The organism is Bartonella sp. MU37NMGALS (assembly GCF_042194015.1).
In the GTDB taxonomy this organism is placed as follows: Bacteria; Pseudomonadota; Alphaproteobacteria; order Rhizobiales; family Rhizobiaceae; genus Bartonella; species Bartonella grahamii.
The window spans coordinates 94,273-113,766 of sequence record NZ_JBHIML010000001.1 but is presented as its reverse complement, the minus strand read 5'-3'; the positions used below and the strand labels follow the sequence as shown (position 1 = coordinate 113,766).

19 protein-coding genes are annotated in these 19,494 nt (G+C 38.3%); 16 read left to right on the top strand and 3 right to left on the bottom strand.

All coding sequences use genetic code 11. The features are described 5' to 3' along the window. Nucleotides 1-26: 26 nt before the first annotated feature. The 10 genes from ACFIJP_RS00490 to panB all read left to right on the top strand — a co-directional run bounded on the left by ACFIJP_RS00490 (nt 27) and on the right by panB (nt 8,900). The gene (locus ACFIJP_RS00490) at nt 27-2,252 is read left to right on the top strand and encodes a RelA/SpoT family protein (protein WP_375625041.1); all 2,226 of its coding nucleotides are present in this window, start codon (nt 27-29) and stop codon (nt 2,250-2,252) included. Nucleotides 2,253-2,268: 16 nt separating this feature from the next. After that, the gene (gene pyrE / locus ACFIJP_RS00485) at nt 2,269-2,847 is read left to right on the top strand and encodes an orotate phosphoribosyltransferase (RefSeq protein WP_375625185.1); all 579 of its coding nucleotides are present in this window, start codon (nt 2,269-2,271) and stop codon (nt 2,845-2,847) included. Nucleotides 2,848-2,941: 94 nt separating this feature from the next. Next, nucleotides 2,942-3,514: a DUF2062 domain-containing protein gene (locus ACFIJP_RS00480; protein ID WP_375625040.1), complete on the top strand. Its 573-nt coding sequence runs from the start codon at nt 2,942-2,944 to the stop codon at nt 3,512-3,514. 37 nt (nt 3,515-3,551) lie between these two features. After that, nucleotides 3,552-3,953: a holo-ACP synthase gene (acpS, locus tag ACFIJP_RS00475; RefSeq protein ID WP_375625039.1), complete on the top strand. Its 402-nt coding sequence runs from the start codon at nt 3,552-3,554 to the stop codon at nt 3,951-3,953. Nucleotides 3,954-4,033: 80 nt separating this feature from the next. Beyond that, on the top strand, nt 4,034-4,846 hold the full coding sequence (gene lepB / locus ACFIJP_RS00470) for a signal peptidase I (RefSeq protein WP_375625038.1): 813 nt from the start codon (nt 4,034-4,036) through the stop codon (nt 4,844-4,846). Continuing rightward, nucleotides 4,827-5,534 carry a ribonuclease III gene (gene rnc, locus ACFIJP_RS00465; protein ID WP_375625037.1) on the top strand — a complete coding sequence of 236 codons (708 nt, stop codon included), beginning with the start codon at nt 4,827-4,829 and terminating at the stop codon, nt 5,532-5,534. Before lepB ends, rnc begins: the two co-directional genes overlap by 20 nt. After that, complete coding sequence (gene era, locus ACFIJP_RS00460; RefSeq protein WP_375625036.1) at nt 5,527-6,426, top strand: GTPase Era; 900 nt, start codon at nt 5,527-5,529, stop codon at nt 6,424-6,426. The genes rnc and era overlap by 8 nt, the downstream gene beginning before the upstream one ends. 31 nt (nt 6,427-6,457) lie before the next feature. Then, nucleotides 6,458-7,204 carry a DNA repair protein RecO gene (recO, locus tag ACFIJP_RS00455; RefSeq protein ID WP_375625035.1) on the top strand — a complete coding sequence of 249 codons (747 nt, stop codon included), beginning with the start codon at nt 6,458-6,460 and terminating at the stop codon, nt 7,202-7,204. A gap of 23 nt (nt 7,205-7,227) precedes the next feature. Beyond that, complete coding sequence (gene panC, locus ACFIJP_RS00450; protein ID WP_375625034.1) at nt 7,228-8,088, top strand: pantoate--beta-alanine ligase; 861 nt, start codon at nt 7,228-7,230, stop codon at nt 8,086-8,088. Then, the gene (gene panB / locus ACFIJP_RS00445; RefSeq protein WP_375625033.1) at nt 8,085-8,900 is read left to right on the top strand and encodes a 3-methyl-2-oxobutanoate hydroxymethyltransferase; all 816 of its coding nucleotides are present in this window, start codon (nt 8,085-8,087) and stop codon (nt 8,898-8,900) included. The genes panC and panB overlap by 4 nt, the downstream gene beginning before the upstream one ends. Before the next feature lie 513 nt (nt 8,901-9,413). Here the strand turns inward: panB and ACFIJP_RS00440 are convergent. Together ACFIJP_RS00440 and ACFIJP_RS00435 are read right to left on the bottom strand one after the other, a co-directional pair. Further along, nucleotides 9,414-10,031: a YfbR-like 5'-deoxynucleotidase gene (locus tag ACFIJP_RS00440; RefSeq protein ID WP_375625032.1), complete on the bottom strand. Its 618-nt coding sequence runs from the start codon at nt 10,029-10,031 to the stop codon at nt 9,414-9,416. Then, nucleotides 10,024-10,896, bottom strand: a complete 873-nt coding sequence (locus ACFIJP_RS00435) for a YgfZ/GcvT domain-containing protein (RefSeq protein ID WP_375625031.1) — start codon at nt 10,894-10,896, stop codon at nt 10,024-10,026. The genes ACFIJP_RS00440 and ACFIJP_RS00435 overlap by 8 nt, the downstream gene beginning before the upstream one ends. Nucleotides 10,897-10,960: 64 nt before the next feature. On the opposite strand from ACFIJP_RS00435, the gene ACFIJP_RS00430 reads away from it, so the two are divergent. Then, on the top strand, nt 10,961-12,289 hold the full coding sequence (locus ACFIJP_RS00430; RefSeq protein ID WP_375625030.1) for a dihydroorotase: 1,329 nt from the start codon (nt 10,961-10,963) through the stop codon (nt 12,287-12,289). A gap of 414 nt (nt 12,290-12,703) precedes the next feature. Here ACFIJP_RS00430 and ACFIJP_RS00425 read toward each other — a convergent pair whose 3' ends face one another. Then, entirely contained in the window at nt 12,704-13,072 is a 369-nt protein-coding gene (locus ACFIJP_RS00425) for a TIGR02301 family protein (RefSeq protein ID WP_375625029.1), read from the bottom strand. A 496-nt stretch (nt 13,073-13,568) separates the two neighbouring features. On the opposite strand from ACFIJP_RS00425, the gene cysS reads away from it, so the two are divergent. From cysS to pssA, 5 genes are all read left to right on the top strand, one after another. Further along, the gene (gene cysS, locus ACFIJP_RS00420; protein ID WP_375625028.1) at nt 13,569-15,077 is read left to right on the top strand and encodes a cysteine--tRNA ligase; all 1,509 of its coding nucleotides are present in this window, start codon (nt 13,569-13,571) and stop codon (nt 15,075-15,077) included. A 45-nt stretch (nt 15,078-15,122) separates the two neighbouring features. Next, entirely contained in the window at nt 15,123-15,794 is a 672-nt protein-coding gene (locus tag ACFIJP_RS00415) for a DUF421 domain-containing protein (protein ID WP_375625027.1), read from the top strand. A 115-nt stretch (nt 15,795-15,909) separates the two neighbouring features. Then, nucleotides 15,910-17,793: an ABCB family ABC transporter ATP-binding protein/permease gene (locus tag ACFIJP_RS00410; RefSeq protein ID WP_375625026.1), complete on the top strand. Its 1,884-nt coding sequence runs from the start codon at nt 15,910-15,912 to the stop codon at nt 17,791-17,793. A gap of 117 nt (nt 17,794-17,910) precedes the next feature. Further along, the gene (locus ACFIJP_RS00405) at nt 17,911-18,609 is read left to right on the top strand and encodes a phosphatidylserine decarboxylase (RefSeq protein ID WP_375625025.1); all 699 of its coding nucleotides are present in this window, start codon (nt 17,911-17,913) and stop codon (nt 18,607-18,609) included. Nucleotides 18,610-18,617: 8 nt separating this feature from the next. Next, the gene (gene pssA / locus ACFIJP_RS00400; RefSeq protein WP_012754949.1) at nt 18,618-19,457 is read left to right on the top strand and encodes a CDP-diacylglycerol--serine O-phosphatidyltransferase; all 840 of its coding nucleotides are present in this window, start codon (nt 18,618-18,620) and stop codon (nt 19,455-19,457) included. The last annotated feature ends 37 nt before the right edge of the window (nt 19,458-19,494 follow it).

Genomic DNA, 19,494 nt, shown 5'->3' with positions numbered 1-19,494 from the left:
TGTGAAAAGATAAAGGATATGCTCGTATGATGCGTCAGTGTGAGCTTGTTGGACGTGTTCAACGTTACAAGTCTGACGTAGATGAGGCTCTTTTAAACAGGGCCTATGATTATGCAATGAGAAAGCATGCACATCAAAAGCGTGCGTCAGGTGATCTTTATTTTTCTCATCCTTTAGAAGTTGCTGCTATTTTGACGGATATGCGGTTGGACGAGGCAACGATTGCTGTTGCTCTTTTGCATGATACAATTGAAGATACAAGCGCTACACGAGCAGAAATTGATCAGCTTTTTGGTTCTGAAATTGGGAAGTTGGTTGAAGGACTTACAAAGCTTAATAAGCTTGATCTTGTATCAAAGAAAGCTGTACAGGCAGAAAATCTTCGTAAACTTCTTATTGCTATTTCTGATGATGTTCGCGTTCTTTTAGTCAAACTCGCTGACCGCCTTCATAATATGCGTACCCTTGGTGTTATGCGTGATGATAAACGTCGGCGAATTGCTGAGGAGACGATGGATATTTATGCGCCACTTGCAGGTCGTATGGGTATGCAGGATATGCGCGAGGAATTAGAGGATCTCTCTTTCTTTTATTTAAATCCAGAAGGTTATCGTACGATTACTAATCGACTTTCTGAATTATTGAAACACAACCGTGATTTGCTTTCCACAATTGAAAATGAATTGACAAAGCTTTTTTTCGAGCACGGCATTAAAGCAGATGTTAAAAGCCGTCAGAAAAAATCTTATTCAGTCTTTCGCAAAATGGAAAGTAAAGCATTATCTTTTGAACAGTTATCGGATATTTTTGGTTTTCGTGTGATTGTTGAGTCCGTGAATGATTGTTATCGTGCTCTTGGTGTCATTCATACGACATGGCCAATGGTTCCCGGTCGTTTTAAAGATTATATCTCTATACCAAAGCAAAATGATTATCGTTCCATTCATACAACGATTGTGGGACCATCGCGACAACGTGTTGAATTGCAGATTAGAACTGCTGCTATGGATGAAATTGCTGAATATGGCGTTGCGGCACATTCCATTTATAAAGAGCAAGGTTCTAATTATTCGGCTTCGAGGTTATCAAATGAAACAAATGCGTATGCATGGTTGCGTCAAACGATTCAATCTTTGTCAGATGGAGATAATCCGGAAGAATTTTTAGAACACACAAAGCTTGAGCTTTTTCAAGATCAAGTTTTTTGTTTTACGCCGAAAGGTCGATTAATTGCTTTTCCTAAAGGAGCTACTCCTATTGATTTTGCTTATGCCGTCCATACCGATATTGGTGATTCTTGTGTGGGTGTGAAAATCAATGGTCGTATTATGCCTTTAATGACCAAATTAAAAAATGGTGATGAGGTTGATATTATTCGTTCACATGCTCAAATTCCGCCGGCTGCATGGGAATTTCTTGTTGTCACAGGTAAAGCACGTTCAGCTATTCGACGAGCAAGTCGTGCTGCGGTACGTAAACAATATTCGGGTTTAGGATATCGTATTCTCGAGCGTTCATTTGAATATATGGGAAAACAATTTTCAAAAGACGTTTTGAAGAAAGTTTTGCCACGTTTAGCACGTAAAGATGTAGAGGATGTATTGGCTGCTGTTGGGCGTGGGGAGCTGTTTTCCGCTGATGTGATTAAAGCGGTTTATCCTGATTATCAAGATCACCGTGTAGTACAAAAGTCATCTTTTAAGCCTGGGGAAGAAGGTTGGTTTAATATTGAGAATGCTCAAGGTATGATTTTTAAAGTTCCAGAAAATGAAAAGAATGAAATGTTCGAGAATCATCAATCTAAAGCATTGCCTATTAGAGGAACCCGTGGAGATATACCCGTACGTTTTTCACCGGAAGGAGCAGTGCCTGGAGATCGGATTGTTGGTATTATGCAGCCTGGGGCTGGGATCATTATTTATCCAATACAGTCTTCAGCTTTGATGGCATATGATGATCAGCCAGAACGATGGATTGATGTCCGCTGGGATATTGATGCCCAAATGAATGAACGTTTTCCTGCACGGATAAACATTTTGGTTGTAAATAGTCCTGGTTCTTTGGCTGAAATTACACAAATAATTTCTGCTAACGATGCCAATATCCAAAATTTATCTTTTATCCGTACAGCACCAGATTTTACAGAAATTATGATTGATTTGGAAGTGTGGGATTTAAAACATTTGAATCGTATTTTTTCTCAGTTAAAAGAGGCGGGTTCAGTAAGTACAGTACGGCGGGTTCATGGATAAAAAGAAAGATTTTGCAATGAATACACAAGATGTCATTGATATTTTTAAACAAGCAGATGCTATTCTAGAAGGGCATTTTATTTTAACATCGGGACGCCATAGTGCGACTTATATGCAAAAAGCGAAAGTATTCATGCATGCTGACTTGACGGAAAAGTTGTGTCGTGGATTAGCTGAAAAAATCAAAAAATCTATCGAGGGAAAAATTGATTATGTTGTTGGTCCCGCAATTGGCGGCCTTATTCCTTCCTATGAAACTTCACGGCACCTTGGTGTTCCTTCTCTTTGGGTAGAGCGTGTAAATGGCATCTTTGAATTGCGTCGTTTTGAAATCAAGAAGGGGGCACGGGTTGTTATCGTTGAAGATATTGTGACAACGGGTCTTTCCATTCGTGAGACTATTGAGGCGCTCGTTGCAGCAGGAGCAGAGGTATTAGCCAGTGCATGTATCCTTGATCGTTCTGGTGGTAAAGTCAATGTTGGAGTTCCATTGATTGCACTTGCTGAATACGAGATAACCTCTTATGCTAGTGATGCACTTCCTGCAGAGCTTTCTGTTCTTCCAGCGATTAAACCAGGTAGTCGAAATATTTAATTGTCTTTCTATTTTTTTTTGTGCAAAAGCTTAAAAAGATTAATTTAGATGATATAGATTATTTCATCATCAAAAGATGTATATTGAGAGTCATATGCTTTTTCGTCGTCGAGAACCAATAGATTTTGTAACGCGTATTCGACTTTGGTTATGGCCACGTCGTTCATTTTCTCGCTCATTTTGCTACATACATAAACGTATTTTGCGTATATCAGCAACACCGCATGAAGTAGCATTAGGGGTTGCTGTTGGCATTTTTTTAGCTTGTTCCCCTTTCTTTGGGTTGCATATTATTTTGGCAATATTTTTATCTTGGCTTTTGCGTGCAAACTTTGCTGCCGCAATCATTGGGACGATTTTTTCTAATCCACTCACATTTTTATTGATTGTCATGGCTGATTATAAAGTAGGGTATTTTTGTTTATCACTTTTTAGCGATGTCAAAGAGATTTCTCTTTCGCAAATTCGTGCTCTATTTAATGGTTTGACATTGTCAAATCTCTCTCTCCTCTTTAAAGGCGCATGGGACACAATTATGAGTCCTATGATTTTAGGTGGAACTCTTTTAGGTATTGTTTTTGGTGGTTTATCTTATATAGGTGTTTACAGAGCAACGGTTCGTTTTAAACAAAAGCGATATCAAAAGATTATAAAAAAAGGCGTTTAAAGAAGCGTTCATCGTAAGAAAGATCGGGTAATATCGTATGATTGTTGGTCTTGGAAATGATCTGGTTGATATACGACGTATTGAGAAAATGTTGGTTCGTTATGGTGAGCGTTTTACCCAACGTATTTTTACGGATATTGAAAGGAATAGATCGGAAAATCTCAAAAAAAGCTCTTCTTCCTATGCAAAAAGATTTGCTGCTAAAGAAGCATGTGCTAAAGCCTTAGGAACGGGAATCGCTTGTGGGATTAATTGGAAAGACATGGGGGTTATTAATTTGCCATCTGGTAAACCAATAATGCAATTAACAAATCGTGCGCAAGTACAACTTCAAAAGTTATTACCTCCTCATCATGATGCAGTTATTCATCTTAGCATAACAGATGATTTTCCTTGGGCACAGGCATTTATTATTATCGAAGCACTTCCACGTGGATAGATGGTGTGAGAGATTGTGCTTTTGTTATTTGAATATTATGATGAAAAAAAATTATATCTGTGATGAGAAGGCAGTTGGTGATGATCCAAAAAGATAAAGTGCATAAAAAAGAAAAAAAAGGTGGGGTTCGTGAATTTATTTCTGTTTTAATACAGGCTCTGCTTTTAGCAGCGGTTATTCGGACACTTTTTTTCCAGCCTTTTAGTATTCCTTCCGGTTCAATGCGTCCTACTTTGTTGGTGGGAGATTATCTGTTTGTTTCTAAGTATGCATATGGGTATTCTCATTTTTCCATCCCATTTTCTCCTCCTCTTTTTTCTGGACGGATTTGGGCATCTCAACCTCAACGTGGAGATGTGGTCGTTTTTCGCTTACCAAGTAATCCGAAGATTGATTATATAAAACGCGTTGTTGGGCTACCAGGTGATCGTATACAAGTCCGTCAAAGTATTCTTTATATTAATGATGAGGCTGTTTCCCGTCACTTTATGGGGGAAATTGATAATTCTGATATAACAGAGGTTAACTATCCTGTTGAGGTTTATCGCGAGACAATGCCTAACGGTGTCAGTTATGATACACTTGATTTAGCTTTCATCCCGAAAGTCGATGATACAAAAGTCTTTGAAGTTCCTCAAGGACATTACTTTATGATGGGAGATAACCGCGACAATTCAGATGATAGTCGTTTAGATGTAGGCTATGTTCCAGAAGAAAATCTTATTGGTCGCGCGAGCGTGATTTTCTTTTCCATCAGTAACGGTTCAAGTGCTTGGCAGGTTTGGCGCTGGCCATTTGATGTGCGTTGGAAGCGTTTGTTTTCTTTCATAAATACGGTTCATGATTTGCCGCTTATCAAGCAAGGAAACAACGATGAAACGTCTAATGATTGATCAGCTTTTCAAGCTGACGGGGCATCGTTTTAAAGATGAAGAGAGGTTAAAGAAGGCATTAACACACTCGAGTGTGCAAGATTCGGAACAGGGGAATTATGAACGACTAGAGTTTCTAGGGGATCGGGTTTTAGGGCTTTTGATTGCAGAAATGCTGTATCAACTTTTTCCTCAGGCAAGTGAAGGTGAATTATCAGTCCGTTTGAATCATCTGGTCAACGCGCAGACATGTGCTGATATTGCGCGTGAAATGAGGCTGCCTGATATGATCCGTGTTGGTTTTGAGATGAAAAATTTCGAGGGGCGTCGACTCATCAATATGCATGCAGATGTCGTGGAAGCTTTGATTGCCGTGATATATCTCGATGGAGGCTTGGAAAGCGTTCGCCCTTTTATTCAAAAATATTGGCATAGTCGGGCAAAGAAAATGAATGCTGGTCGGCGTGATGCCAAGACCGAATTACAGGAATGGGCGCATATCCAAGGCAATGCACAACCACATTATCAGGTTATAAAACGTTCAGGTCCAGATCACGATCCTGTTTTTATGGTAGAGGTAAGTATTTCTGGGTTTGCTTCAGAGATTGGGCAGGGAAGCTCCAAAAGATATGCCGAAAGAATGGCAGCTGAAAAAATTTTGCGACGAGAGGGTGTATGGAAAACAGTGGGAAAAAATGATCATGAGTGACGTTATGAAAACGCGTTCTGGGTTTGTTGTGCTTATTGGGATGCCTAATGCCGGTAAATCGACATTGGTTAATCAATTGGTTGGAACAAAGGTTTCAATTGTAACGCATAAGGTACAAACAACACGAACTTTAATCCGCGGTATTGTCATTCATGATGATGTGCAAATTGTGTTGGTCGATACACCGGGTGTTTTTCGTCCCCATAAGCGCTTAGAACGTGCCATGGTCTCTGCTGCTTGGGGAGGGGCTAAGAGCGCGGATGTTCTGCTCGTTTTAATTGATGCTCAAAGTGGTCTTTCGGATGAAGTTGATATGATGTTAGATATTGTAAACAACATGAAACAAGAAAAAGTTCTTGTTCTTAATAAGGTTGATACAGTTGTTAAATCATCTCTTCTAGCGTTAACCACTAAAATAAATGAACGTGTAAAGTTTGCGCAAACATTTATGATTTCTGCTCTAAACGGTTCTGGTTGCAAGGATTTACTTCATGCGTTGAGTAATATGATGCAGGAGGGACCATGGTATTATCCGGAAGATCAAATTTCCGATATGCCCATGCGTCATCTTGCTGCTGAAATTACGCGTGAAAAACTTTTTCTTCGTCTTCATGATGAACTTCCTTATTCCTCAACGGTTGAAACAGAAAACTGGGAAGAGCGTTCAGATGGTTCCGTTAAAATTAATCAAGTTATTTATGTTGAGCGTGAGAGTCAGAAAAAAATTGTCTTAGGAGCAAAAGGCGATACAATAAAAGCGATTGGTCAAGCAGCACGTAAAGAACTCATGAAAATTATGGATCAAAAGGTTCATCTTTTTCTCTTTGTGAAAGTGCGCGATAATTGGGATACCGATCCAGAACGTTATCGCGAAATGGGATTGGATTTTTAAAAATAAGATTTTTAAAAATAATTAAAGTAAAATGAAGTGGAAAGAACAAGCCGTTATTCTTGGTACACGCCAATATGGTGAAACAAGTGTTATTCTTGAGGTTATGACACGTGAACATGGTCGTTATATGGGAGTGGTAAAAGGGGGGCGGTCGCGTCGTATGGCAGCTCTTCTTCAACCTGGAAATTTTGTGGAGGCTGAATGGTGGGCTCGTTTAGAAGAACATTTGGGAATTTTTCGACTTGAAGCTCTTGATTTACACGCGGCGCGATTAATCTGTCTACCAGAAGCACTTTATGCTTTGCAATTGATAGCTTTTCATTTGCGGATTCTTCCCGAACGTGATCCACACCCCGTTTTATATGATATTTTACACCTTTTTATGCAGAATTTTGATGAACCATTTGTAACTGCAGAATTGCTTGTACGTTTTGAAATGCGGCTTCTTGAAGAACTTGGTTTTGGTCTTGATTTATCTTGTTGTGCTGCAACAGGCGGTCAGGAAAGGCTGCATTACGTATCACCAAAATCTGGACGGGCTGTCTGTGAAGAAGCAGGGGAACCTTGGAAAAAAAAGCTTCTCATTCTACCGCAGTTTCTTGTGCAAAGAACAACTCGTCCTACTGATTCTAGTGACATAATAAATGGTTTTATACTGACGGGTTTTTTTCTTATGCGTCATGTCTGGGCGCCACGAGATATAAAGCAGCCGTCAGTGCGCATGAATTTGATACAATTGTTTGAGCGCCAATTTGGTATACGAGCATTAATTTGTTGATCTGATGATAATTGAATGGAAAAATGAAAGTTTTAAAGACAATTGCTGAAGTCCGCCAATATACTTCAGAGGAACGACGTTTAGGTTTTTCGATTGGTTTTGTTCCAACAATGGGGGCATTGCATGATGGTCATCTTGCATTAGTACAGTATGCAAGAGCAATGTGTGATCGCGTATTGGTTTCTATTTTTGTCAATCCAAAGCAATTTGGACCTCATGAAGATTTTTCTCAATATCCAAGAGATTTGAAGGGCGATTGTGCTTTGTTAAAAGAAGCAGGTGTTGAATGTGTTTTTGCCCCTTCTGTAGATGAAATGTGGCCACTGGGAAATGATACAATTGTGCAAGTGAAAAAATTATCACGTATTTTGATGGGAAAATTACGTCCAGGGCACTTTTGTGGTGTAACAAGCGTTGTTGCTAAACTTTTTAACATTGTTCAACCAGATAAGGCTTTTTTTGGGGAAAAGGATTTTCAACAAATTTTAATTATTCGGCGTATGGTTGAAGATTTGGCTTTTCCTATTGAAATTGTTGGAGTTCCTATTTTACGGGAGTCAGATGGTGTCGCTTGTTCTTCACGCAATCAGTTTTTAACATTAGAAGATCGTAAAGCTGCCAAAATTATTCCTGAAAGTGGGAAAGCTGCTAAAAAGCTTTACCATGAAGGTGAACGGTCGGTTGATAAATTATGCAAAACTGTTCGTGATATTTTACAACAAGAAACGCGTGCAATCATTGAAGCAATAGATTTGCGGGATATGGAAACTTTATGCGTGGTTAAAGGAACATTGAATAAACCAGCAGTTTTACTTCTTACTGTTCGCTTTGGAGAGGTAAGGCTGATTGATCAATATATATTGCAAGAGAAGGGCGGAAAATGAGTGTACATAAAACCGTAAAGCGTATAACATCTTCCGAAATACGTACAAGAAAGGGACAACAGCCAATTGTTTCTTTAACAGCTTATCAAGTTTATACTGCGCGGATTGCTGATCCATATTGCGATATCCTTTTGGTTGGTGATAGCGTTGGTATGGTTGTGTATGGGTTTGAGACAACGCTTCCTGTTAATTTAGATATGATGATTTTACACGGACAAGCCGTGGTGCGTGGATCTCAAAAAGCTCTTGTGGTTATTGATATGCCTTTTGGCTCTTATGAGGAAAGTCCAGAGCAAGCTTTTTTTAATGCATCGCGTATTCTTGCTCAAACGGGGTGTGGTGCAGTTAAGCTTGAAGGTGGTGTTTATATAGCGGAAACAATTGATTTTTTGTGTAAACGTGGCATTCCAGTGATGGGGCACATCGGTCTTACACCCCAGGCGGTGAATCGTTTTGGTGGTTTCAAAACACAAGGACGAAAACAGAGTGATTGGCAAAGAATTGAAGCCGATGGGGCTGCAATTGAGGAGGCCGGTGCTTTTGCTATTGTTTTAGAAGGGATTGTCGAACCTTTAGCAGTAAAACTGACAGAAAAGCTTTCTATCCCTACGATCGGTATTGGTGCATCCAATCAATGCGATGGACAAGTATTGGTTATGGAAGATATGTTGGGCTATGGTGCTCATGTGCCAAAATTTGTACGCCGTTATGGAGACCTTGAACAAGCCATGGAAATTGCAATAAAGAATTATGCAGAGGATGTCACATCTCGTGCTTTCCCAGCGGATAATGAAGTTTATAAACTAAAATAAACTTCAGTTTAAGATGAAAAGTTTGACAAGGGAACATTTGTTATTTTGATAATGAAAGTGTATTATTTCATATATTTTGTATGCAATTTGAGCTGTGATTTTTTCGATTTCTTTAATGGAGTCACTCCTCTCATGCAAAACAGAACGCCATTGGGTTGCTAAGTCATGTGCTTTTTTTAAGAAAGCTTTCTTGGGGACTCAATCCCATTTCACGGTGATGTTCGTGAATGGTATAGCGGTAAAGCCCCTGTGAAGTGTACAATTTATAGAGCGCCCCCATCTTTACGCTTCATAAGAGACATTTCAAATTCTTTCTTTAAAAGTTTTTACCTATATGCCGGTCCCACTTATGACGTACAAGAGAATGGTTTTGATTGATTCAATATAAACAGATTTGAAATGAGTGAATCTTACGATATTAGTGGCTCTCATTCAACATGAAAAAACAATGAATTATTATTATAAATCAGTGTGATGAGTCTTTAATGATAGGGAAGGAACAATGCGAAGAGTCTATAATCTTTGGGCATCCAAGGCATTGAAGCGAGTTAAAAATGCGTTTTCAATTTGTTGGGTAGAGTAGGGGTATAAATTAAGATCATCGGGTAAAATATTATTGGGAGAGCCAAAATAGCGAAGGGCTTCTTCTCTACTAAATCCAGCAAGCGTAATCGCTTCATAATATGCAGCGATACAGTCGGCTTGTTTGATTTTTTTTAAAAGTTTTTGAGAAAGATCAACGGGAAGAGAAAAGCGCATGTGGATAGCATCTTGGATGCCCTTTTCAATGCGTTCATATTGTTTTCCTATGACAGCTTTAAAGGGGGAAATCATATCGCCGATGACATATTCTGGAGCATCATGAAGAAGAGCATAAAGACATTCGTTGCTTCCCGATTGTGGAAAAAGTTTTTGAAATATTTGTTCAACCAAAAGTGAATGTTGTGCAACAGAATAGGCATGCTCCCCTCGTGTTTGACCGTTCCAACGTGCCACGCGAGAAAGTCCATGGGCAATATCTTCAATTTCAACATCAAAAGGAGAAGGGTTGAGAAGATTAAGTCTGCGTCCAGAGAGCATTCTTTGCCAAGCGCGTGCTTCTCCATTTTTTAATAATTCAGCTTTAGCCATGCGTATTTTCTATAGTATTTTCAGGAAAGGTAAAATTCATATTTTCAGCAATGTTTATGGTGACAGGAATGTTTTTTACAGTAAAGGGGATGTTATGGTTCATAGAATCTTTGACGTGGTCAATACGCATTAAAGCGAGAGCCTCATTTTCTACACACGTTCCCAAGTAGCCAAGCACTTTTGTTCCTGCTTCAATGCTAGATTGAGGGGTTAATTCACACTGGCCTTTTACAATAAAAATACGGCGACGTGCTGCACGGCGATGGTGCATTCGTGAAACAATTTCTTGTCCAATATAACATCCTTTATTGAATGAGAGTCCATTGATTTGATCGTAATTAATATCATGAGGAAAGACTTTACCAACTTCATAGTCTTGACCACTTTCTGCAATTGCATAACGGATACGCAATTGATTCCATGTGTCATTATATTCTGAAGTCAAAAAAGGTTTTTTGCCATAGATTCGTATTATTTTTTCTTTTTGTGGGAAGCGTTTATCAACAAAACTTGAATCAAAATTTAAAGAATCTGATTCATTATTCAAAGAAACCGTAACAAGCTTTTGTAATGGTTGTGTAATTTCTACTTTTTTACGCAGCTTATAGAGCAACAGACGTTGGTGAAGCGTATCAGCTAAAGGCATTCTGATATCAATCAGGTAACCATTTTCTTTTTTTCCGATAAGAAAATCAGCAAGAACCTTTCCTTGTGGGGATAAAAGGGCTCCAGGGAAAAGTTCCTGTGGGCTGATTTTTTTTACATCTGTCGTGATCAGGGATTGTAGAAAATCTGTTGCTTCTTCGCCTGTAATTTGAATAAGCCTGCGGTTTTTTAAGCAAATGGCATTTTGTTTTTCAATCATGGTTCTTGCCTTTCTGCTCAAAGTTACATAATCGATAAGTGAGCAATATGTAAGGAGCGTGGCTATGTTTAAAACATTTGATACAATTTTTAAAGGTGCAACACTTGTGAATCATGATGGAAGAAGCAAGCGTGATATTGGTATTACAAATGGTCGTATTGCTGAAATAGGCAACCTTACATGTGCATCGGCTAATGAGGTCATTGATTGTACGGGGCTTCATATTTTACCAGGAATTATTGATAGCCAAGTGCATTTTCGGGAGCCAGGAAATGAATATAAGGAGGATTTGGAAAGTGGCTCGTATTCTGCTGTGTTAGGGGGTGTTACGGCGGTTTTTGAAATGCCTAATACCAATCCGTTGACAACATCAGAAGAAACATTAAGCGATAAGGTTAAGCGCGGATTTCATCGAATGCATTGCGATTTTGCATTTTGGGTTGGAGGAACGCGTGAAAATGCCCATGAACTCTCTGAGTTAGAAAGACTTCCTGGTGCGGCTGGAATTAAAGTCTTTATGGGGTCCTCTACCGGTGATCTTTTGGTTGATGATGATGAAAGTGTACGCCTTATTTTGAAGAATACACGCCGTCGTGCAGCTTTTCATTCTGAAGATGAGGCGAGGCTTCAAGAGCGTAAAATATTGCGTATTGAAGGGGATGCATCATCACATCCGATTTGGCGTGATGAAATTGCGGCATTAAAATGTACGCAGCGTTTGGTAAAAATTGCCCATGAGACGAAAGCACGGATTCATGTGTTACATCTTTCGACAGAAGAAGAAATTGATTTTCTAAAAAAACATAAGGATGTTGCAACAATTGAAGTGACACAACATCATTTGACTCTCACGGCTGATGATTATAAGAAGTTTGGTACATTAATTCAGATGAATCCGCCTATTCGTGAGTCGCGCCACCGTGAAGCTCTTTGGTACGGTGTTCAACAAGGAATTATTGATGTCTTAGGCTCAGATCATGCGCCTCATACTCTTCAAGAAAAGCTTCAACCTTATCCCTCTTCACCTTCAGGAATGACAGGGGTGCAAACAACAGCAGCAGTTATGTTAACACATGTGAATGCAGGGAAAATATCTCTTGAACGTTTTGTTGATCTCACTTCACATGGTCCTAGTCGTATTTTTGGTATAAGCTGTAAAGGGCGCATTGCTGTTGGTTATGATGCTGATTTAACCATTGTTGATCTTAAGAGAGAAGAAATTATTACGAATAGCTTAATTGGTTCGCGTGCCGGTTGGACACCTTATGATGGTCAAAAAGTTAAAGGTTGGCCTGTTGGGACTATTATCCGTGGTATGCGCGTTATGTGGGAAGGTGAAATTGTCACACCGTCACAAGGAGAGCCTGTTAAATTTATGGAAACTTTGGTGTAAACAGATTAAAATTATAAATATGCCGTAAAATATCATCTTTTAGAGTGATGATATAGGGTATGTCAGCCTCTTTGGCACATAAGTGTTTTTTAATGCGTGGTGAATATTCTTAGGCTTATTTGTAGAAACTATGAAGAAATTACATGTGTTAGAAGCCAAGAGGAACTTTGTTCAACAAGAACCTAGATTATTTACAGAGCAAATTTAGTTAAAAATCTTCGTCCTTTGAGGTGGGGGGAGGAATCCAAAGAGCGATTTTGTATGGGAAAAAGGGGCTCATACGAATAAAAGCGTATCAAGATATTATTCTTTAAAAGTCTCTCTATTTTCAGAGCTTGTTTATTGCTCCACGCATTTGTGAGAGGAGTATCATTGATATTGCTAAAATTGAGAGATACTTTTTGTATAGATTAATTATCTATGATGCATGAGGAGGTTTTCAGATAAAATTCTTCCTTCCTCAATGTATCGTTGATTGGCTTCAATGGCTGCTTGTGTACAATGATGATAATTTTCTGAGAAAGCACGATACGCTTCATTAAACGCTTCATAAAAATAAGCACGTCTTTGTGGAATGGGGTGTTCTGCTTCAATCAGTGCATTCATATAATCATACCATTGGTTTGTTGGAGACTCACAAAGATTTTGGAGAGAATGCAATGATCCCAAAATTTCTGCTAATCGGAGTAATTTTTTTTCATAAGGTGGAGATTGTTGCGCAAAGGTTGGCATTGAAATGGCAAGAAATATTAAAATAATGATGTTCATCAATCTATTACGCATTATTTTTATCGCTTTCTTTGAATAAAACTCTGTAAAGATAAAATAATTTTGTCATGAGAATGGTGTAAAAATAGAGTGAATTGCTGCATTATTCTCAATTATTGATTATAAAATATAGGGCGTAAGAAGCAGTAAGGAACCCATTGTGGAATATTGAAAATACTGACGAAGCTTTGTGTGGTTAAAAATTTAAGATTTGCTTCCTAGAAGCTATCTATTTTTCACATAGATTTATATTGTATTACCTGTAGAATTTTTTCTAAGCTCGTTTTCTTTAAGGAGGGAAAGCATCTCTAATGATAGAATGCTTTTGTTCAATCAAATAAAATAGATTGTTTTTATGATAAATGATGAATAAAGCCATGGATACAATGGGGAAATGGTAAAAAGAATTTACTATAAGATAAAAATTTTTAGCCTAAACCGCGGAATAGGATAATTTGAGATAAGATGCATCTAAAAGGAGCGGTGCATAATATCGTCCATGGAGTCAATAATGAAAGAGTTGCGATTTTATAATACGCTGACACGTAAAAAAGAAAATTTTACACCAATAGATCCGAAAAGAGTACGTCTTTATGTTTGTGGCCCAACAGTTTATGATTATGCGCATATAGGAAATGCACGCCCTGTCATTGTTTTTGATATTTTATTTCGTTTATTGCGTCATGTTTATGGCAATGAGCATGTTCTATATGCGCGTAATATCACAGATGTTGATGATAAAATTAATGCACGAGCAGCTTGTGAATATCCAAACTTGTCACTGAATGACGCTATTCGTCAATTAACAGAACGTACATATTTCCAGTTTCAACAAGATACAATAGCACTTGGTTGTCTATTGCCAACCAACCAGCCGCGCGCAACCGAGCATTTAGAGGAGATGCGCTCTTTAATTGAAAGATTGCTTGAAAAGGGGCACGCTTATAAAGCGGAAAATCATATATTATTTTCTGTAAGTAGCATAAAAAATCCTCCCCATTATGGGGCATTTGCAAATCGTTCTTTAGATGAAATGAGGGCGGGAGCGCGTATTGATGTTGCTGCTTATAAAAGGGAAGAGATGGATTTTGTTTTATGGAAGCCTTCTGTGAAAGGGGAGCCGGGTTGGGAATCGCCGGCCGGAATTCCTGCTTTAGGTCGTCCAGGTTGGCATATTGAATGTTCTGCGATGTCAATGGCAAAGTTATTAGCACCCTATGGCGGTGGTTTAACCTGTGATGATCCGACCGCGAATATTTTTGATATCCATGGTGGTGGACTTGATTTAATTTTTCCTCATCATGAAAATGAGATTGCACAAAGTTGTTCAGCTTTTGGGACGGAGCGAATGGCGAATTTTTGGATGCATAATGGTTTTTTACAAGTTGAAGGCAAAAAGATGTCGAAAAGTTTTGGCAATTTCATAACCATTCGTTCTGTTTTAGAGAGTAATTTTTGGGAGTTTAATGGTATTTTAACCGATGAAATGAAGCAAAATTGGGCTGGTTTGTCTGCGCGTTTTTCGATGTTGCAAACGCATTATCGTGAACCATTAAATTGGACAGCACAGCGTTTAATACAATCGAGCAGCGAACTGTATCGTTGGTATGAATTGCTTCGCAGCAAAAAAAGTGAGATGGAAAACAATGAAGCAATTAATGATACTTTGATAGATGCACTCAGTGATGATCTTAATACTCCAAAAGCACTGACTCTTTTGCGAAAGTTTTATAAAGAAGGGAATGCGTTGGCTCTTGCTAATGGGATGAATTTATTAGGACTGTTACGACAAGAATGGATTAAAGAAATAGACTGCCCATTATTTATAAAAAAAATTTTTCTTGATTCAAAATTTATTGATCAACGTATTGCTGAAAGACTACGACTTATCCATAATAAAGAGTGGGAAGCAGCGGATACAATTCGTGATGAGCTTGCAGCTGAGGGGATTCTTTTAAAAGACAGTAAGGATCCGCAGAGTGGTGAGCGCATAACTGTGTGGGAAATAAAACGATTTTAATTTTCCTATTCCAGCAGCTTACATAAATAAAGGGAGGAAAGTTTGATGGAATTTTTATATCATTATGGATATATCGCGCTTAAGCTGGCTGTAGGTCTTGTTGCCTTCTTGTTTATTTTAAGAACAACAGGACGGGGGAGTCTTAGTCAGATGACACCAGTTGATTTGGTCAGTAATTTTGTTATGGGAGGTATTATTGGCGGAGTTATTTATAATCAGAATATTAGTAGCATTCAATTATTGCTTGTTTTACTCATCTGGCAAACCTTGATTACATCTTTTAATTTTTTTGCACGCTATTCAGTTTTTTTTCGTCGTCTTATCGCGGGGCGGAATATTACATTAGTTTTAGATGGGGTTTTCCAAATAGATAAGATTAAGAACTTAGGGATCAATGTTAATGATCTCATTACGATGTTACGTCTTAAAGGGTGTCACTTACATGAAGCCGCTTTTGTTCGTTTGGAAACCAATGGTGATTTCACTGTCATTAAAAAGGAAGAGGGGAAGAAATCGACGATTTTAATAGAAAATGGTGAAGTTATTGATGATGGACTTAAAGAGATTGGTAAAACAAAAAAGTGGCTTCATGCAGAATTGAAAAAAAAACATGTAAAAGTTGAAAATTTATTTGCAGCAGAGTGGTATGAAAATACAGATCAAAATAATAAATTGTATAGTGGATTATTTCTTGTTCCTTTTTCAAAAACAGTCTAACTTCAAACAACGAGTAGGTATAGCTTATTGGAAGCGTAATGAAGAGATAAATCTATAAACAACCACGGGGGGTATTTTGCCTTTTTCGTGTGGATGATAGAGAAGTAAGGACTTTATGAAACGCAATGAAATGACAAAAACTGTATCATCAGATACAGGGAGAACTCTGCACACACTTTACAATTTATGGCCCTATATGTGGCCAGTAGGTCGGCGTGATCTAAAAATACGTGTGCTATGGGCAATATTTTATCTTGTTTTGGCTAAGCTCGTTCTCATATCTGTACCGTATTTCTTTAAATATTCTACGAATGTGCTTGATTCAAGCTTTCAGCTACCTGAATGGTTCCCATCCAGTTTGATTATTCCCATCATGCTCGTTTTGGCATATAATGTCGCACGTATTATGCAGGCTGGATTAAATCAATTACGCGATTCTCTTTTTGCCACTGTTGGTCAATATGCTGTTCGTCAATTGGCTTATAAAACCTTTGTACATATGCATGAGTTATCCTTGCGATTTCATTTGGAACGCCGAACTGGTGGGCTTTCTCGTGTGATTGAGCGTGGTACAAAAGGAATTGAAGCGATCGTAAGATTTTCAATTCTGAACACAGTACCGACAGTTCTAGAGTTTATATTAACGGCACTTGTATTTTACATAAGTTATGGGTGGCATTATCTTCTCATCGTTGTTGCAACGGTTGGATTATATATCTTTTTTACCATTAAGGCGAGTGATTGGCGCATTCGTATTCGGCAACAAATGAATACAGCAGATACTGAGGCCAATACGCGTGCTGTTGATTCTCTTTTGAATTTTGAAACGGTGAAATATTTTGGCAATGAAACTCTAGAAGCCGATCGATTTGATGCTTCTATGGTAGGTTATGAAAAAGCCGCAACAAAGATTTGGACATCGTTAAGCTGGCTTAATTTTGGTCAGGCTCTTATCTTTGGTATTGGAATGACGATCATGATGCTGATGTCAGCTTATGAAGTTTTTTATAAAACACAAACTTTGGGTGATTTTGTTTTTATTAATGCACTTTTAATGCAACTTTCCATTCCACTGAATTTTATTGGTTCAATTTATCGTGATATTCGACAAGGTTTAACGGATATTGAAGCAATGTTTGATCTTTTAGATGTTCAGAAGGAGATCGTTGATAAATCGGATGCTAAACCGTTAGAGATAAGCGATGGGACCATTCGTTTTCATCAGGTAAAGTTTTCCTATGATTCGACACGTCAGATTCTCAGAGATATTGATTTTGAAGTTCCTGGAGGAAAAACAGTCGCCATTGTCGGTCCATCTGGTGCAGGTAAATCAACTATTTCTCGGTTGCTTTTTCGGTTTTATGATGTTGACGCGGGTTCTATCACAATTGACGGGCAGGATATTCGTGACGTAACACAAAAGAGTTTGCGTGAAGCGATAGGCATGGTCCCACAAGATACAGTGTTATTTAATGATACAATTGCCTATAATATTTGCTATGGGCGTCCAAGTGCTACAGATGAAGAAATGCGCAAAGCTGCTGAAATGGCACAAATATCAAAATTTATTGAAATTTTACCGGAAGGTTTTCAGTCTATGGTAGGAGAGCGAGGTCTCAAATTATCAGGTGGTGAAAAACAACGTGTGGCTATTGCACGGACACTTTTAAAAGCCCCCCCACTTCTTATCCTAGATGAAGCAACATCGGCTCTTGATACGGCAACGGAACAGGAAATTCAACAAGCATTGGATATTGTAAGCCGTGGACGTACAACATTGATTATTGCTCACCGTCTTTCTACTGTTATCAATGCTGATGAAATTTTGGTTCTTAAAAGTGGTCGTATTATTGAAAATGGGGCGCATACAGAGCTTTTACGCAAGAAAGGTTTATATGCTTCAATGTGGAATAAGCAGCTTGAAGCATCGAAAGCTGAAGAAAAATTACGTAAAATACGTGAAGAAGATGAGACGAGTGTTGTTAATCGTAAAAAATAAATAGGGCAAAATGTAATCTATATCTTTATATGGAGTGATTGATTAAATACATAAAAAGATACAAGAGGAACAAAAAGATTTGTTGCTTGTTTAAGTTTACGATGAATAGGAAATTATATGAGTATTCTGCAATCTTTCCATAATAGCTTTGTACCGGTTCATAAAGAGGGTTATCCTTTTATTGTAGCGTTTTTTGTTATTTCGCTCATTCTTGGTTGGATATGGAGTCCGTTGTTTTGGTTTGGTCTCGTTCTCACGGTGTGGTGTATATACTTTTTCCGTGATCCAGATCGTGTGATCCCTTTGAATTCAAATTGGGTTATGTCGCCTGCCGATGGGCGTATTTCATTTGTGGAATCATGTGTTCCACCTGAAGAATTAGGATTAGGGAAAGATGAAATGATCCGTATTTCCATTTTTATGGATATTTTTTCATGCCATATTAATCGTATTCCTATCAGTGGTACAGTAGAGTCTATCGTTTATCATCCAGGTCGATTTACCAATGCTGAGTTTGATAAAGCTAGCCAGTTTAATGAGCGTAATGGGATGGTAATTGATAGCAAACATGGTAAAATCGGTATCGTACAAATAGCGGGAATGGTTGCACGCCGGATTGTTTGTTGGTCAAAAGAAAACGATGCCGTTATGATTGGTGAGCGATTTGGATTGATTCGTTTTGGTTCTCGCCTTGATATTTATATACCAACTGAAATGAAATTGCGTGTTGCAGTTGGACAGACAGCAATTGCTGGAGAAACAGTTTTGGGTTCTTTTGATGATAAGAGTGCCACAACGGACTTCAGATACGATTAGGACTCACAATGAAAAATTTTTCGCCATTTTCTTCATTCAATCCTGAGGGGCAGCATGATGATGTTGCAAGTCGGCGGCGTTCACCTACATCAATGCGGTATGTCATTCCCAATATCATTACTATTTTAGCAATTTGTGCAGGGATGAGCAGCATTCGTTTGGCTTTTGAACATCGCTATGAAGCTGCTATTTTAATGGTGCTTTTGGCCGCAGTTTTAGATGGTGCTGATGGTCGCATTGCCCGTTTAATAGATGGTAGTTCATCTTTTGGGGCACAGATGGATTCTCTTGCTGATGTTATAAATTTTGGTGTTACCCCTGCACTTATTGTTTATTCCTTTATCTTGAATCAAGCAAATCACATTGGTTGGGTTGCAGCCCTTGTTTATTGTGTTGCTTGTTGTTTGCGATTAGCACGTTTTAATGTGATGTTGGATAACACCAATATACCTAAGTGGCAGAAAAGTTATTTTGTTGGTGTTCCAGCACCAGCAGGAGCATTACTCCTTTTATTGCCTACCTATTTAGGCGCTCTTGGTTTGGTCCCCAATTGGGGGTGGGCATTATTTTTTAGTCTTTATACTGTAATTATTGCTTTTCTTTTGATTAGTCGTTTACCAGTATGGAATGCAAAAACAATTGATCAAAATTTAAGGCGCGATATCGTTATACCATGCATGTTGGTTATTGTTATTTATGTCGGTTTTCTTGCGACTTACACATGGAAAACTTTATTGATTACAGCTGTTAGCTATATGATTTTTCTCCCCTGTAGTTTTATCGCTTATAATAAACGTGCTACTTTAGAAGAGAAAAAGGCTGATGCTAAAGCTATCCAAGAATCATAAAGTGTTTCATTCTTCTGTTGAGAAGCACAGGAAAAAG